Origin of the sequence: Rhodococcus sp. UNC23MFCrub1.1, assembly GCF_000686025.1 — a bacterium.
Taxonomy (GTDB): domain Bacteria; phylum Actinomycetota; class Actinomycetes; order Mycobacteriales; family Mycobacteriaceae; genus Rhodococcoides.
Genome location: NZ_JMLQ01000002.1, coordinates 242,201 through 254,921, shown reverse-complemented (window position 1 = coordinate 254,921; position 12,721 = coordinate 242,201). Strand labels below are relative to the sequence as shown.

General features: G+C 66.1%; 17 protein-coding genes. 3 read left to right on the top strand and 14 right to left on the bottom strand.

Annotated elements, in window-relative coordinates:
* Positions 1 to 3 precede the first annotated feature (3 nt).
* Entirely contained in the window at positions 4 to 1,023 is a 1,020-nt protein-coding gene (locus tag BR07_RS0106145; protein WP_027504676.1) for a glutathione S-transferase family protein, read from the top strand.
* Positions 1,024 to 1,051: 28 nt separating this feature from the next.
* On the opposite strand, the gene map is transcribed toward BR07_RS0106145, so the two are convergent.
* The 9 genes from map to rpsH form a co-directional block, all read right to left on the bottom strand.
* On the bottom strand, positions 1,052 to 1,846 hold the full coding sequence (gene map / locus BR07_RS0106140) for a type I methionyl aminopeptidase (protein WP_027504675.1): 795 nt from the start codon (positions 1,844 to 1,846) through the stop codon (positions 1,052 to 1,054).
* Positions 1,847 to 1,849: 3 nt separating this feature from the next.
* Positions 1,850 to 2,437 carry an adenylate kinase gene (locus BR07_RS0106135; RefSeq protein WP_027504674.1) on the bottom strand — a complete coding sequence of 196 codons (588 nt, stop codon included), beginning with the start codon at positions 2,435 to 2,437 and terminating at the stop codon, positions 1,850 to 1,852.
* Positions 2,434 to 3,756 carry a preprotein translocase subunit SecY gene (gene secY, locus BR07_RS0106130; protein ID WP_027504673.1) on the bottom strand — a complete coding sequence of 441 codons (1,323 nt, stop codon included), beginning with the start codon at positions 3,754 to 3,756 and terminating at the stop codon, positions 2,434 to 2,436. Before secY ends, BR07_RS0106135 begins: the two co-directional genes overlap by 4 nt.
* A 220-nt stretch (positions 3,757 to 3,976) precedes the next feature.
* Positions 3,977 to 4,420, bottom strand: a complete 444-nt coding sequence (gene rplO, locus BR07_RS0106125) for a 50S ribosomal protein L15 (RefSeq protein WP_027504672.1) — start codon at positions 4,418 to 4,420, stop codon at positions 3,977 to 3,979.
* Positions 4,417 to 4,602, bottom strand: a complete 186-nt coding sequence (rpmD, locus tag BR07_RS0106120) for a 50S ribosomal protein L30 (RefSeq protein WP_027504671.1) — start codon at positions 4,600 to 4,602, stop codon at positions 4,417 to 4,419. The genes rplO and rpmD overlap by 4 nt, the downstream gene beginning before the upstream one ends.
* Complete coding sequence (gene rpsE / locus BR07_RS0106115) at positions 4,595 to 5,266, bottom strand: 30S ribosomal protein S5 (RefSeq protein WP_027504670.1); 672 nt, start codon at positions 5,264 to 5,266, stop codon at positions 4,595 to 4,597. The genes rpmD and rpsE overlap by 8 nt, the downstream gene beginning before the upstream one ends.
* A gap of 46 nt (positions 5,267 to 5,312) precedes the next feature.
* Positions 5,313 to 5,735, bottom strand: a complete 423-nt coding sequence (gene rplR / locus BR07_RS0106110; protein WP_037184745.1) for a 50S ribosomal protein L18 — start codon at positions 5,733 to 5,735, stop codon at positions 5,313 to 5,315.
* Positions 5,735 to 6,274, bottom strand: a complete 540-nt coding sequence (rplF, locus tag BR07_RS0106105) for a 50S ribosomal protein L6 (protein WP_027504668.1) — start codon at positions 6,272 to 6,274, stop codon at positions 5,735 to 5,737. The genes rplR and rplF overlap by 1 nt, the downstream gene beginning before the upstream one ends.
* Positions 6,275 to 6,288: 14 nt before the next feature.
* The gene (rpsH, locus tag BR07_RS0106100; protein WP_027504667.1) at positions 6,289 to 6,687 is read right to left on the bottom strand and encodes a 30S ribosomal protein S8; all 399 of its coding nucleotides are present in this window, start codon (positions 6,685 to 6,687) and stop codon (positions 6,289 to 6,291) included.
* 688 nt (positions 6,688 to 7,375) lie between these two features.
* On the opposite strand from rpsH, the gene BR07_RS0106095 reads away from it, so the two are divergent.
* On the top strand, positions 7,376 to 7,861 hold the full coding sequence (locus BR07_RS0106095) for a hypothetical protein (protein ID WP_027504666.1): 486 nt from the start codon (positions 7,376 to 7,378) through the stop codon (positions 7,859 to 7,861).
* Positions 7,862 to 7,932: 71 nt separating this feature from the next.
* Here the strand turns inward: BR07_RS0106095 and BR07_RS23545 are convergent, their stop codons facing one another.
* The 5 genes from BR07_RS23545 to rplN form a co-directional block, all read right to left on the bottom strand.
* Positions 7,933 to 9,447 (bottom strand): APC family permease, encoded by a 1,515-nt coding sequence (locus BR07_RS23545; protein ID WP_051613170.1) that lies wholly within the window; start codon positions 9,445 to 9,447, stop codon positions 7,933 to 7,935.
* Positions 9,448 to 9,657: 210 nt separating this feature from the next.
* A complete protein-coding gene (locus BR07_RS0106085) occupies positions 9,658 to 9,843 on the bottom strand; it encodes a type Z 30S ribosomal protein S14 (protein WP_027504665.1) in 186 nt (61 codons plus the stop codon).
* 4 nt (positions 9,844 to 9,847) lie between these two features.
* Positions 9,848 to 10,414: a 50S ribosomal protein L5 gene (gene rplE / locus BR07_RS0106080; RefSeq protein WP_027504664.1), complete on the bottom strand. Its 567-nt coding sequence runs from the start codon at positions 10,412 to 10,414 to the stop codon at positions 9,848 to 9,850.
* Positions 10,414 to 10,728: a 50S ribosomal protein L24 gene (gene rplX / locus BR07_RS0106075; protein WP_027504663.1), complete on the bottom strand. Its 315-nt coding sequence runs from the start codon at positions 10,726 to 10,728 to the stop codon at positions 10,414 to 10,416. Before rplX ends, rplE begins: the two co-directional genes overlap by 1 nt.
* A gap of 1 nt (position 10,729) precedes the next feature.
* A complete protein-coding gene (gene rplN / locus BR07_RS0106070; RefSeq protein WP_027504662.1) occupies positions 10,730 to 11,098 on the bottom strand; it encodes a 50S ribosomal protein L14 in 369 nt (122 codons plus the stop codon).
* Positions 11,099 to 11,280: 182 nt separating this feature from the next.
* Here rplN and BR07_RS0106065 point away from each other — a divergent pair, with 182 nt between their 5' ends.
* On the top strand, positions 11,281 to 12,594 hold the full coding sequence (locus BR07_RS0106065) for an AIM24 family protein (RefSeq protein ID WP_027504661.1): 1,314 nt from the start codon (positions 11,281 to 11,283) through the stop codon (positions 12,592 to 12,594).
* Positions 12,595 to 12,721: the final 127 nt, after the last annotated feature.

Genomic DNA, 12,721 nt, shown 5'->3' with positions numbered 1-12,721 from the left:
ACCATGAGCACCGACAGCGGTACCCCGTCCTACGTGGAGAAGGGCGGCTTCGACCGCGACACGAACTACATCGAGGACCGCATCACCGACGATCCGTCGTCGCGCTACCCGGTGGAGCCCGGTCGTTACCGCCTCGTCGTGGCCCGCGCCTGCCCGTGGGCCAACCGCGCCATCATCGTGCGTCGGCTCCTGGGTCTCGAGGACGCCATCTCGATGGGAGTGTGCGGACCGACCCACGACAAGCGGAGCTGGACCTTCGATCTCGATCCCGACGGCCTCGACCCGGTGCTGAAGATCCCACGTCTGCAGGACGCGTTCCTCGCGCGCTTCCCCGACTACCCACGCGGGATCACCGTGCCCGCCATGGTGGAGGTGTCGACGGGCGAGGTGGTCACCAACGACTACCCCCAGATGACGCTCGACTTCTCGACGGAGTGGACGCGGTACCACCGTGAGGGCGCACCCGACCTGTACCCGGAAGCATTGCGCGGCGAGATCGACGAGGTGGCGGAACTGATCTTCCACGACGTCAACAACGGCGTCTACAAGTGCGGTTTCGCCGGCTCCCAGAGCGCGTACGAGAAGGCGTACGACGCTCTCTTCGCGCGACTGGACTGGCTGAGCGACCGCCTCTCGAACCAGCGATTCCTGGTGGGCGACACCATCACCGAAGCCGACGTCCGTCTGTTCACGACGCTGGCGCGGTTCGATCCCGTCTACCACGGCCACTTCAAGTGCAACCGGAGCAAGCTCTCCGAGATGCCGGTGCTGTGGGCCTACGCCCGAGACCTGTTCCAGACACCGGGATTCGGCGACACCACGGACTTCGTGCACATCAAGTCGCACTACTACGAGGTGCACACCGACATCAACCCGACCGGCATCGTGCCCAAGGGGCCGGACCTGTCGAGCTGGTTGAGCCCACACGGCCGGGAAGCGTTGGGCGGCAGGCCGTTCGGAGACGGCACTCCCCCGCCGCCGCCGAAGGAGTCGGAGCAGGTTCCGGCCGAGCACTGGGCCTGACGACCCGGACGGGTCGGAAGGATCTGCGTCAGGGACGCAGAGTGAGAATCCTCGGCCCGTCCTCGGTGACGGCGACCGTGTGCTCCCAGTGCGCGGATCGCGATCCGTCCGTGGTGACCACGGTCCAGTCGTCGTCCAACACGCGGGTCTCGTGGGTGCCCAGTGTCAGCATCGGCTCGATGGCGAGCGTCGACCCCACCACCAGCTCGGGGCCCTTGCCCGGCGCACCCTCGTTGGCGAGGAACGGCTCCATGTGCATCTCGCGGCCGATGCCGTGGCCGCCGTAGCCGTCGACGATGCCGTAGGTACGTCCGTGCGCCGCCGAGGCGGCCAGCGTGCCCTGCTCGATGGCGTGCGAGACGTCGGTAAGGCGGTTGCCCGGCAGCATCGCGGCGATACCGGCCTCCATCGACAACCGAGTGGCCTCGCTCAGCTGCTCGTCTGCCTCGATGACGGCACCGACACCGAACGTCCAGGCGGAGTCGCCGTGCCAGCCGTCGAGAATGGCGCCACAGTCGATCGAGATGAGGTCGCCCTCGGCGAGCACGTCGGACGAGTTCGGGATGCCGTGCACGACGCGATCGTTGATCGAGCTGCAGATGCTGCCCGTGAAGCCGTGGTACCCGAGGAACGACGGGACAGCGCCCGCGTCCCGGATCACCGCCTCGGCCACCGCGTCGAGCTCGAGAGTGGACACGCCGGGCTTCGCCGCGTCGCGCACCGCGACGAGAGCGGCGCCCACGACGGCCCCGGCCGCAGCCATGGCATCGAGCTCACCGGCGCTGCGGAACGGGACCACCTTGCGCTTACGTCCGAAAGCCATAGGTCAGTCGTCGCCCTGGATCGCGTCGATGACCTTCTTGTTGACATCCTCGACCTCGCCGACGGCGTCGACGGTCACGAGTAGTCCCGACCGGCCTTCGGCCTGCCCGCTGCGACCATGGCTCTTGTAGTACTCGAGCAGCGGAGCCGTCTCGTCGCGGTAGACCTTCATCCGGTTCCGGATGACGCTCTCCTTGTCGTCCTCGCGCCCACGGGCGAGCATGCGCTCGACCACGACGTCCTCGTCGATGACGAAGGAGACGACGGCGTCGAGCGTCGTGCCCGCGTCCTCGAGGATGGAGGCGAGTGAGTCGGCCTGATCGGTCGATCGCGGGAAGCCGTCGAGGATGAAGCCGTTGGTGGCGTCGGGCTCGGCCAGACGGTCGCGCACCATGTCCACGGTCAGCGCACTCGGGACCAGGTCGCCCGCGTCGAGGTACTTCTTGGCCTCGATGCCCAGGGGCGTCTTCTGGCCGATGTTCGCGCGGAAGAGATCGCCCGTCGAGACGTGGGGAATTCCCAGCTTCTCCGACAGCAGCGTCGCCTGCGTACCTTTGCCTGCTCCGGGAGGACCGAGGAGGACGAGTCTCACTTGAGGAACCCTTCGTAGTTGCGCTGCATCAGCTGGCTTTCGATCTGCTTCACCGTGTCGAGTCCCACGCTCACCATGATGAGCACCGCTGTTCCGCCGAAGGGCAGGTTCTGGGCGCCACCGGAGTTACCGATGTCGAGGAACAGGTTGGGAAGCACAGCGATGGTGCCGAGGTAGATGGCACCGGGCAGCGTGATGCGACTGAGAACGAAATTGAGGTAGTCGGCCGTCGGACGTCCCGGCCTGATGCCCGGGATGAATCCGCCGTACTTCTTCATCTCGTCGGCACGTTCCTCGGGGTTGAACGTGATGGCGACGTAGAAGTAGGTGAAGAAGACGATGAGGCCGAAGTAGATCGCGATGTACACCGGGTTCGCCGGGTTCACCAGATAAGTGTTGATGGCGCGTTGCCACCAACTCGGATCCGCCGCCGTGCTGGCATTGGTCAGCTGGGCGATGAGATTGGGGAGGTACAGCAGCGACGACGCGAAGATCACCGGGATGACACCGGCCTGGTTGACCTTCAGCGGCAGGTAGGTGGACGAACCGCCGTACATGCGGCGGCCGACCATGCGCTTGGCGTACTGCACCGGGATGCGGCGCTGGCCCTGCTCGACGAAGACGACGCCGATGATGATGGCGAGAGCGGCGAGGCAGACGAGCGCGAAGACGATGCCGCCGCGACTGTCGAGAATCGACTTGCCCTCGGACGGGATGCGCGAGGCGATGCCGGCGAAGATGAGCAGCGACATGCCGTTGCCGACGCCGCGCTCGGTGATGAGCTCGCCGAACCACATGACCAGGGCAGCACCCGCGGTCATGACCAGCACGATGGTGACCAGTCCGAAGATGGACGAGTCCGCGATGATGTCGAGGTTGCAGCCCTGGAGCAGCTGCCCGCGCGAGGCGAGCGCGACGAGACCCGTGGCCTGCAGGATCGCCAGAGCGATGGAGAGATAGCGCGTGTACTGCGTCATCTTCGCCTGGCCGGCCTGGCCCTCCTTGCGGAGTTCCTCGAACCGCGGGATGACCACGGTGAGGAGCTGGACGATGATGCTCGCGGTGATGAAGGGCATGATGCCGATCGCGAACACGGACAGCTGCAGCAGAGCGCCGCCCGAGAACAGGTTGATCAGCGAGTAGATGCCGGCGGAGTCGCCACCCGACACCTGGTCGATGCACTGACGGACGTTGCCGTAGTCGACACCGGGCGACGGCAGCGTCGCGCCGAAGCGGTACAGAGCGATGAGGCCGAGAGTGAAGAGGATCTTCCGTCTCAGGTCAGGTGTCCTGAGGGCCGACACAAAGGCGGAAAGCAACGATCCTCCTGGACGGGGTGACTAACGAGGGAGATGGTCGGGGCGCACTGGCACCCCGTCGAACTCTAACAGCGCCGCGGAGTGCGCAGCCCGGGCCGAGCCGGACAACCACTCACCGTGGCACCGAACGGCCGATGGCCGCAGCACGAGAGTCGTACCACGGCCATCGGTCCGTACTGCCGGAGGCCCGCTCACTCGTCGAGTGGGCGGGCCGCCGAACTCACAACTCGGTGACGGATCCGCCGGCTGCGTTGATCTTTTCCTTGGCACTGCCGGTGAACTTGTCGGCGGTGATGGACACCTTCACCGACAGGTCGCCGTCGCCGAGGATCTTGACGAGACGGTTCTTGCGCACCGCACCCTTGGCGACCAGATCGTCCTTGGAGATCTCGCCACCCTCGGGGAACAGTCGCTCGATGTCGACCAGGTTCACGACCTGGTACTCGACCCGGTTGCGGTTGGTGAAGCCCTTGAGCTTCGGCAGCCGCATGTGGATCGGCATCTGGCCACCCTCGAAGCCGGCCGGGACGTTCTTACGAGCGCCCGTGCCCTTGGTGCCACGACCTGCGGTCTTGCCGCGCTTTCCGCCTTCACCGCGACCGACGCGGATCTTCGCGCTCTTCGAACCCGGTGCGGGGCGAAGATGATGCAATTTGATGGTCACTTGGTGACCTCCTCAACGACGACGAGGTGACGCACCACGTTGATCAGCCCGCGGGTCTGCGGGGTGTCCTCGCGAATCACCGACTGGCGGATCTTCTTGAGGCCCAGCGTGCGAATGCTGTCACGCTGGTTCTTCTTCTGACCGATGGTGCTCTTGATCTGGGTCACTCTGAGGTCAGCCATGAGCTGCTCCTGCTGCTGCCTGGGCGCGAGCGCGCAGCATGCCGGCGGGAGCGACGTCCTCGATCGGCAGACCACGACGAGCCGCGACCTCTTCCGGACGCTGCAGGCTCTTGAGAGCCGCAACGGTGGCGTGCACGACGTTGATCGCGTTGTCGCTACCCAGCGACTTCGCGAGGATGTCGTGGACACCTGCACACTCGAGCACGGCACGCACCGCGCCACCGGCGATGACACCGGTACCGGGGCTTGCCGGGCGCAGCATGACCACACCGGCCGCAGCCTCACCCTGGACGGGGTGCGTGATCGTGCTACCGATCAGCGGGACGCGGAAGAAGCTCTTGCGAGCCTCCTCGACACCCTTCTGAATGGCGGCCGGAACTTCCTTGGCCTTGCCGTAGCCGACGCCGACCAGACCGTTGCCGTCTCCGACGATCACGAGGGCGGTGAAGCTGAAGCGACGACCACCCTTCACGACCTTGGAGACGCGGTTGATCGCGACGACGCGCTCGAGGTTGTTCTTCTCGGGAGCGTTGCCGCCCCGCGAGTCGCGACGGTCGCGACCTCCACGGTTGTCTCCGCCGCGGTTGTCACCTCCGCCTGCATTGGGTCCTGCGTTGGCTCCGGCGGGTCCGCTGCCGCCGTCACGCCGTTGACGTCCCGGCATCAGGCTGTCCTTCCGTTGGTGAGCTGAATCTTCGCTGCGTTGGTCATCAGAACGTCAGCCCGCCTTCGCGAGCTGCATCGGCGAGTGCCGCGATGCGTCCGGCGTAACCGTGGCCACCGCGGTCGAAGACCACTGCCTCGATGCCGGCCGCCTTGGCACGCTCGGCGATGAGAGCGCCGACCTTCGCGCCACGGGCCTTCTTGTCGCCCTCGGTCGCGCGCACATCGGCCTCGATGCTGGACGCGGACGCGAGAGTGCGGCCGGTCAGATCGTCGATCAGCTGTGCGTGCAGGTGACGCGAGGAACGGTTGACGACCAGACGGGGACGCTCGGCGGTTCCGGAGACCTTCTTGCGAAGACGGAAGTGGCGGCGCGTCTTGGACAGGCGACGACGCGTGGAGGCGTCCTTGCCCAGCGGGATGCGCTTCGGGTTCGCGTCGGAACCCTTCGTTGCTGCGGAGTTGCTCATCACTTACCTGTCTTTCCGACCTTGCGGCGGATCTGCTCACCCTCGTACCGAACGCCCTTGCCCTTGTACGGGTCGGGACGACGGAGACGACGGATGTTGGCAGAGATCTGGCCGACCTTCTGCTTGTCGATACCCGAGACCGAGAATCGGGTGGGCGTCTCGACCGCGAAGGTGATGCCGTCGGGCGCCGTGATCGGCACCGGGTGGCTGTAGCCGAGAGCGAACTCGAGGTCGCTGCCCTTCAGTGCCACGCGGTAACCGACGCCGTGAATCTCCATCTTCGTGGTGTAACCGGTGGTCACACCCGTGATGAGGTTCGCGACGAGAGTGCGCGAGAGGCCGTGGAGCGAGCGGCTACGACGCTCGTCGTCCGGCCGGTTGACCGAGAGGGATCCGTCATCGTTCTTTGCGATGGTGATCGGCTCGGCGATGGTGAGACTCAAGGTGCCCTTGGGTCCCTTGACGGTGACATCCTGGCCGGCGATGGTGACATCGACTCCGGCGGGAACTGTCACAGGAAGCTTTCCGATACGCGACATAGTGGTGGCCTCCCTTACCAGACGTACGCGAGGACTTCGCCGCCGACGCCCTGATTGGCCGCCTGGCGATCGGTCAGCAGGCCGGTGGACGTGGAGATGATCGCCACGCCGAGGCCGCCGAGCACCTTGGGCAGATTGGTGGATTTTGCGTACACACGCAGTCCGGGCTTGGACACCCGACGCACACCGGCGAGGCTGCGCTCGCGGCTGGGGCCGTACTTGAGGTCGACGATGAGGGTCTTGCCCACCTCGGCGTCCTCGGTGCGGTACTCGGAGATGTAGCCCTCACGCTTGAGGATCTCGGCGATGTTCGCCTTGATCTTCGAGTGAGGCAGCTTCACCTGATCGTGGTACGCCGAATTGGCGTTGCGCAGACGCGTCAAGAAGTCTGCGATCGGGTCGGTCATGGTCATGACAGAGTTCATGGCCCTTTCTCGCAGCGGTTCCCATGCAGCACGTGCGAGCTGGTGCCCTGGTAGCAGGGCCTGACTCGTCCCGTCGTGGGCCTACAGCGAAGTGTTCTGTCCTGACCGACTGTTGCCGGTCAGGGGTTGCGCTCCTGCCAGTGCAGACGTGAGCACTGGCGGGTGTTTCGAGCATCATGGCAAGAAACCTGAGTAGCTCGGGTCGTATGCAGGCATGACGGTACCCGGGCAACCGGTCAAGTGTAAGGGAGTGACCTGCGGGGACCAAATCGGTGCAGGTAGGGCGGGTGGTGCCGGTACTGCAGGGGTGTGCGCACCGGTTCCGGTGGGCGGACACCCTCTGCAGCCTGCGGCGAGGGGTGTGCGCATCACGGAACGAGTGCGCGGCGGTGGTGTCGGCCGGGTGCGGCGTGAGGTGCCGGTGTGGCACTCGCCAGTGCCGCAGGGGGTGTGCACACAGGTTGCGGTGGGCGAACACCCCCTCCGGCCTGCCGCAACAGGTGTGAGCCTCACGGGAGGTGTGCACGGTGCCCTGCGCCGGCCCGAACGGTTCACCGCTACATCGGTCGGGTTCAGCCGGGGAACCAAGTTCGATGACCGATTGGTCCGTTTCGCTCCGCCATTCTCGTTCAGCCTTTTAGTGTCCATTCACAACGTTTATCGCGCACGACGAGTGATGGAGGACGATGTGAAGACCGGTGTACGCACATTCGGCAAGGTCGGAATGGTGGGAGCGGCAGCTGCTGCGGCGCTGTTGGCAGGGTCGGGAACGGCGTCGGCGGCGGTGCTCGCCGTCGTGGCGGTACCCACGCCCGGCGTCGAATCGATCAGCACGCTGGTGACCGTGACACCCGCTCTCGCCTTCACGGGCGCGGTGGACTGCACCGTCACCGCGACCGAAGTGGGTGACGAGACCAACACGGCGAGCGCCTCGGGCCCCGCCACGCCATTCCTGCCGATCGCTCCCGCCGTCGGCACCATCGTCATCGACGGACTCGAGGCCGGGCTCTACAGCGTCGCGGTGACGTGTGACGACGGCGGCACATCGGTCGACACGCTCGTCGACCTCCCCGTCACAGTGCTTCCGGAGGGCAGCCTCCCGCCTGTCGTCCCACCTGTCGGTGGCGGTGGCTCTCTGCCGTTGGACATCTTCGAGAGCTGACGCTCGACGACGCGAGCCCCGGTCCTCAGGGAGGTCCGGGGCTCGTCTCGTGCGCGGGTCGACCCCGCCGGTCAGTCCTTGCCGTCTCCCCGATCACGCACCCGGTCACCGAGGTTCGCCTTCTCGTCGCGGTCGAGCGCATCCACGTCGATGAAGCGCGACTTGCCCTGCGTGGCACGGTTGACGAAGAACGTCACCACCCACAGCGCCACACCGAGGAGCAGCATCGCGCCGGCGATGCGGTACTGGATCATCTGCGCATCGGTCCGCGCCCACGGTCCGACGAGGAACAGGCACAGCGTGCCGCCCGTCACCGGAACCCACAGCGGCGCACTGAAGCCCGTCGTCTCCTTCTTGCGCTTGAGCACCAGGTTGGCGACGTTGACCACCGCGAACACGCAGAGCAGCAGCAGCCCGGTCGTTCCGGAGAGAGCGCTGACGACCGAGTTCCCCTGCAGCTGGTTGACCACCACGATCAGCACCAGTGCCATGACGGTGGAGAACATGATGGCCGCCCACGGCGAGCGACGCGTCGGCAGAACAGCGCTCAGCGACTTGGGCAGGATGCGCTGACGCCCGAGGCCGTAGATCAACCGACTCGCCATCAGCATGTTGATGAGCGCGGTGTTGGCGACGGCGAACACCGTCAGGTACGGGAAGATCTCGTCGATCGGCAGTCCCGGTGCGCCGAGTCGCACGACGTGGAGCAGGATGCCCTCGCTGCCGGAGTCGTAGTCCAGCGGCAGGACCGCGATCACGGCCACGACGACGAGAACGTAGATGAGGCAGGCGATGCCGAGTCCGGAAAGCATCATCTTCGGGAAGATCTTCTCGGGCTCCTTGGTCTCCTCGACCATGTTCACCGAGTCCTCGAAGCCGACCATCGCGAAGAAAGCAATGGTGGTCGCGACGGTGACGGCGAGGAACCAGCCCTTCTCGTTGGCGTCGTCGAACACGACCAGATTGGCGATGTCGCCCTCGGCGCTACCACTTCCCACCGCGACGAAGCCGATCGCGATGACGATGGCGAGCGCTGCCATCTCGATAATCGTCAGGATCACGTTGAACTTGACCGACTCGCCGACACCGCGCAGATTGATCGCCGCCAGCAGCAGCATGAAGGCCAGTGCGACCACCAATTGCGCTGTGTCGCCGGTGGGTACGTCGAACCACCCGATGCCGTCCTCGGTACTGAAGGTCTCGTGCAGGCCGGCCAACAGGTTGCCCGCCACCACGTTCGAGGACGTCGAGGCGCTGGTGATGCCGGAGCAGATGACGGCGAACGCGACGAGGAACGTCGCGAAATGGATGCCGAAGGCCTTGTGCGTGTACAGCGCGGCGCCGGCGGCCTGCGGGTACTTGCACACCAGCTCGAGATAGGAGAACGCGGTCAGCGTCGCCACGACGAAGGCGAGGATGAACGGCAGCCACGCCATTCCGCCGACATTGGCGATCATGTCGCCTGTCACGGCGTAGACGCCGGCGCCCAGGATGTCGCCGACGATGAAGAGCAACAGCAGTCCGGGTCCGAGGACCCGCTTGAGTTCCGGCGTGGCCGAGGTCTCGGTCTCCGCGGTCTGAGTCATGATTCCTCCGCTCGCTCCCCCGTCGCGCAACACTAGGCCCGGTGAGGCGCCAGCGCGAGGCATACGGCGGGAGACACGCAGAGAGGAACAGACCGTTCGGACCGCGCGACATTCCTCGACGCACTGCATCCGTGAACGCCGACAGGCCCGAGCCGTGATGGCTCGGGCCTGTCGGGTCGATCAGGTGATCAGATCACCAGGAGGCTTGTCTCACCAGGAAGACTTGTGCACTCCGGGGAGCTCGCCGCGGTGCGCCATCTCGCGCACGCAGATACGGCAGAGGCCGAACTTGCGGAACACGGAGTGCGGACGGCCGCAACGCTGGCAGCGGGTGTACGCACGAACCGCGAACTTCGGCTTCTTGTTGGCCTTGTTGACCAGTGCCTTCTTAGCCATACGCTCAGTTCTCCTTGAACGGGAAGCCGAGGTGCTTGAGCAGCGCGCGGCCTTCGTCGTTGTTGGTGGCCGTCGTGACGACGGTGATGTCCATGCCGCGAGGGCGATCGATCTTGTCGACGTCGATCTCGTGGAACATCGACTGCTCGTTCAGGCCGAACGTGTAGTTGCCGTTGCCGTCGAACTGCGTGCCCGACAGGCCACGGAAGTCCCTGATGCGGGGAAGCGCGATGGACACGAGACGGTCCAGGAACTCCCACATGCGGTCGCCGCGCAGCGTGACGCGCGCGCCGATGGGCATGCCCTCGCGGAGCTTGAACTGCGCGATGGACTTGCGAGCCTTGCGGATCTCGGGCTTCTGGCCGGTGATCGCGGCGAGGTCTGCGACCGCACCGTTGATCAGCTTCGCGTCACGGGCGGCGTCGCCGACACCCATGTTGACGACGACCTTGACGATGCCGGGGATCTGCATGACGTTGGCGTACTCGAACTCGGTGTTCAGCGCGTCCTTGATCTCCTCGCGGTAGCGAGTCTTCAGGCGCGGAACGATCTTGTTCTCGGTGGTCGTCATCAGATGTCCTTCCCGTTCTTACGGGAAATCCGAACGCGCTTGCCGTTGTCGTCGGTGCGGTAGCCCACGCGGGTGGGGTTGCCGTCCGAGTCGATGACCGCGACGTTGGAAACGTGAATGGGGGCTTCCTGCGTGACGATGCCGCCCGAGGAGGCGCCGCGCTCGTTGGCCGAGACAGCGGTGTGCTTCTTGATGCGGTTGACGCCCTCGACGAGGACCTTGGAGGTCTCGGGGTAGGCCGTGATGACCTTGCCCTTCGCTCCCTTGTCCTTACCGGAGATGACGAGAACCGTGTCGCCCTTGTGCACCTTCATCTCACAACACCTCCGGAGCCAGCGACACGATGCGCATGAACTTCTTCTCACGCAGCTCGCGGCCGACCGGGCCGAAGATGCGGGTACCGCGGGGATCGTTGTCAGGCTTGATGAGAACGGCAGCGTTCTCGTCGAACTTGATGTACGAACCGTCGGCGCGGCGACGCTCCTTCGTGGTGCGGACGATGACGGCCTTGACGACCTCGCCCTTCTTGATGTTTCCACCGGGGATCGCGTCCTTGACGGTGGCGACGATGACGTCGCCGATCCCGGCGTAACGGCGTGACGAGCCACCGAGAACGCGAATGCACAAGATTTCCTTGGCACCCGTGTTGTCGGCGACGCGAAGCCGCGACTCCTGCTGAATCATGGGTCTCCTAGTGACCTGGATGTACGTACGCGGCGGATACCGACCCGACGCGCGCGGTCTGTGGCCCTGGCCGACGCATGCGTCTACCACGGGCAACCGCTCTAGTGTAGGGAACACGCGGACGGGATCCAAATCCCCACCACGCGCGACGGCACAGGTCTCTGTCAGGCGCCGGTGGCACACTGATGTCCGTGGACAGCCTCGCACGGGGGGAGAACCGCCCCGCACCCTCGGACAGCCTCGACATCTCCGTGTCCGGCGCCGCCGTGGACGTCTCGGCGCTCCTGCTGAACTCCGCGGGCCGGGTTCGATCGGACGCGGACCTGGTCTTCTTCAACAACCCGGTCGGCCCCGGCGTGACGTACGGCAGCGGCGGGATCCGCGTGGACACCCGTGCGGTGCCCCGCGACGTCGACACCGTGGCCGTCACCGCCAGCCTGGACGGATCGGGCCCCACCACGTTCGGCGGCCTGGAGCCGACCATCTCCATCGGACCGGACCTGTCGTTCCGGATGAGCGGACTCACGAGCGAGACCGCCGTCGTGTGCGTCGAGATCTACCGACGCGGCGACGCCTGGAAGGTCCGCGCCGTGGGCCAGGGCTTCGACGACGGGCTCGCGGGCATCGCGACGAACTTCGGCATCACCGTCGACGACGAGCCCGCGCCGGCCACGGCACCGACACCGACACCGACACCGACACCGACCGTCGTCTCCACCACAGCAGCACCACCACCCGTACCGACGCAGGGAGCACTGGCCGTGAGAAGTGAACTGTTCGCCCCCACCCACGCCGAGGTCCAGGGCGTCGGCATCCAGAAGCAGGGCAGCAAGATGGCCCGCGTCGCGATGAACGGCGAGATCATGGCGCGCTCGGGATCGATGGTGGCCTACCAGGGCGACCTGAAGTTCGAGGCGCAGGGATCCGGCGGCATCGGCAACATGATCCGTCGCACGGTGACGGGCGAGGGTGTGCCGCTGATGAAGGTGTCCGGTCGCGGCGACCTCTTCCTCGCGAACGCCGCCCAGGACGTGCACATCATCGACCTCGACGGCAGCGACGGTCTCACCATCAACGGCGCCAACGTGCTCGCGTTCGACTCGTCGCTGTCGTACCGCATCGGCCGGGTCCAGGGTGCGGCCGCCAGCAGCAACGCGGGCCTGTTCAACTGCATCTTCACCGGGCAGGGGCGCATCGCCATCACCACCGACGGGCAACCTGTCGTGCTGAACGTCGACCAGCCCACCTTCGCGGATCCGCAGGCTGCGGTCGCGTGGTCGTCGAGCCTGCAGACCTCGGTGAAGAGCAACGATCAACTCAACTTCGGCACCCTCATCGGCCGCAGCACCGGCGAGCGCTTCACCCTGCAGTTCTCCGGGCAGGGGTTCGTCGTCGTGCAGCCGTCGGAGCAGCCGCCCGGCGGGTTCGTCGGCGGCACGGGCGGCGGGCAGCAGGCCGGTGTCGGCGGCGCGCTGGGTGGCCTGCTCGGACGGTGACCCGCGCGACACGGGTTCCCGTCCCCGGGTACGGTTTCGGGGATGGTAACCGACAGGGCAGGCCTGAAGTCGGCCGAAATCGGCCGCGGGGCGGTGGCCGGTCCGGTCGGCCTAGACACCAGGGCGG

Excerpts from the sequence above, each read along its gene's own strand:
- BR07_RS0106145 (WP_027504676.1), top strand. The coding sequence starts at position 4 with ATGAGCACCGACAGCGGTACCCCGTCCTACGTGGAGAAGGGCGGCTTC.
- map (WP_027504675.1), bottom strand. The coding sequence starts at position 1,846 with ATGGCTTTCGGACGTAAGCGCAAGGTGGTCCCGTTCCGCAGCGCCGGT.
- rpmD (WP_027504671.1), bottom strand. The coding sequence starts at position 4,602 with ATGGCTGACCTCAGAGTGACCCAGATCAAGAGCACCATCGGTCAGAAG.
- rpsE (WP_027504670.1), bottom strand. The coding sequence starts at position 5,266 with ATGCCGGGACGTCAACGGCGTGACGGCGGCAGCGGACCCGCCGGAGCC.
- rplR (WP_037184745.1), bottom strand. The coding sequence starts at position 5,735 with ATGAGCAACTCCGCAGCAACGAAGGGTTCCGACGCGAACCCGAAGCGC.
- rplF (WP_027504668.1), bottom strand. The coding sequence starts at position 6,274 with ATGTCGCGTATCGGAAAGCTTCCTGTGACAGTTCCCGCCGGAGTCGAT.
- rpsH (WP_027504667.1), bottom strand. The coding sequence starts at position 6,687 with ATGACCATGACCGACCCGATCGCAGACTTCTTGACGCGTCTGCGCAAC.
- BR07_RS0106095 (WP_027504666.1), top strand. The coding sequence starts at position 7,376 with ATGGAGGACGATGTGAAGACCGGTGTACGCACATTCGGCAAGGTCGGA.
- BR07_RS23545 (WP_051613170.1), bottom strand. The coding sequence starts at position 9,447 with ATGACTCAGACCGCGGAGACCGAGACCTCGGCCACGCCGGAACTCAAG.
- BR07_RS0106085 (WP_027504665.1), bottom strand. The coding sequence starts at position 9,843 with ATGGCTAAGAAGGCACTGGTCAACAAGGCCAACAAGAAGCCGAAGTTC.
- rplE (WP_027504664.1), bottom strand. The coding sequence starts at position 10,414 with ATGACGACCACCGAGAACAAGATCGTTCCGCGCCTGAAGACTCGCTAC.
- rplX (WP_027504663.1), bottom strand. The coding sequence starts at position 10,728 with ATGAAGGTGCACAAGGGCGACACGGTTCTCGTCATCTCCGGTAAGGAC.
- rplN (WP_027504662.1), bottom strand. The coding sequence starts at position 11,098 with ATGATTCAGCAGGAGTCGCGGCTTCGCGTCGCCGACAACACGGGTGCC.